At 61.7% G+C, this 1,424-nt stretch carries 1 protein-coding gene and 1 pseudogene; both read left to right on the top strand.

Annotation, left to right across the window (positions count from 1 at the left end; translation table 11 throughout):
* The first annotated feature begins 394 nt into the window (after positions 1-394).
* Positions 395-973, top strand: coding sequence for a hypothetical protein (locus B7R22_RS18395; protein ID WP_116413134.1), 579 nt, complete (start codon positions 395-397; stop codon positions 971-973).
* 135 nt (positions 974-1,108) lie between these two features.
* Positions 1,109-1,264: pseudogene (locus tag B7R22_RS20370) on the top strand (helix-turn-helix domain-containing protein); the annotation flags it as partial.
* Positions 1,265-1,424 lie beyond the last annotated feature (160 nt).

The following is a 1,424-nucleotide window of genomic DNA, read 5'->3' as shown; positions in this document are numbered from 1 at the left end:
AGCGGTCATCGTGTTGATGCCTTTCGAGTGGGATGTAGGAATTTCCTCGAAGGAACACCACGGTGACCGCGCCCCCGTCCAAGACGAGGCCAGCCACCGGGGCTACACCACTGTAAGGGGCACTACTCTCGAGCGCGGCGAGAGCGGCGGAGCTGCGTCGACGCGCCATCGATGGGGAATCTAAGGTAGCTCTCGCGCAAGCATTTGGCATCAGCCGCGGCAACTGTCTACGCGTACCTCCGCAGCGACAACACCACCGCCAGTCCTGGCGAACGTGAACTCGCCATAATCCTCGACACCCTGCCCGCGGATAAGCGCCCTCTCCCCACCGTCATGGCTTACGACGCCCTCCTGCCATCCCACGCCCCACCCGGTGGCGAGATAACCTCGACGGATGGCCGACACTAAGCAGACGAAAACCATCGGTGAGCACGCCGTCGCGGCAGAACTGGCTCGCCGCGGGTGGGCGCCGGCCCTGACCCGCGACGGCTTGGAACGGACCGACATCCTGGCTGTTGAGCTCGCCGGAAGCCGCACCATGATCGAGGTGCAGGTAAAAGCGGCCCGCGGCAGTGGACCTCGACTGTCATGGCCCCTCGGTGAAAAGTCTCAGCAGCCGTCCCTGCACGCCCGGGAGTGGTTTGTCATGGTGGCAATCGACGAGCTGGTCACAGCTCCGCTCCGCTTCTTTATCCTGCCAAGGGACCATGTCGCGGCCGCGGCCTGGATAGAGCACATGAACTGGCTGACAGCACCCGGCATTGCCTCAGGCGTGAGGAATGTCGGCCCGGAAAGAGCGCGAGTCACGCTCCCCACGTTCGCCGGATACGAAGATGCCTGGTCAACGCTCGGTGAACCCACCGACCAGGTCCCAGTCCTCCTGCCACCGCAATTTCACGACTACGCACAAGACCACGCGCGCGTCGGACTGCCCCCGGATCACCCCTGGAACAAGGTCCTACCAAACTGGTGACAAACACCTCAGCCGTCATCGCAGTCCACTTCGCGGCGGTTGGTTAAATATAGAGGCGGGTCGACCTCCATAGGAAACGGTGGAGGTTTTCTTGTATTACCAACAATCAGCAGCACGCCCTGCATCTTTCTAGTCATCACCGACAGTCAGATTCGCGGTGCCCGCCAACTCATTGACGGCGGCGAACCTATGGCGCAGGTTGCCCGCGACCTCGGAATGTCCCGAGCGACCTTCTATTGTCGATCGCGCGCCCTCGCCCCGTTCGCTGAACCGTCCGACGGCCCACCATGACGACGCCAAGCATCAAATTGCGATCCCCAAAAGTTGAATATTCGCTTTTGTGGGCACCGCTTTTGATGCGGGTGAGCACCGTTGTTCAGGTGCCTGGTTTGCGTCGTTCAGCACCATGATCGGTGTGGTTGAGCACCACCTGTGAAGCTCCTCCCACCAT

The sequence above is a fragment of the Subtercola boreus genome (assembly GCF_003399635.1).
GTDB classification, from domain to species: Bacteria; Actinomycetota; Actinomycetes; order Actinomycetales; family Microbacteriaceae; genus Subtercola; species Subtercola boreus_B.
Note: the sequence above shows the minus strand (reverse complement) of the source record. Positions and strands in the feature narration are given on the sequence as shown.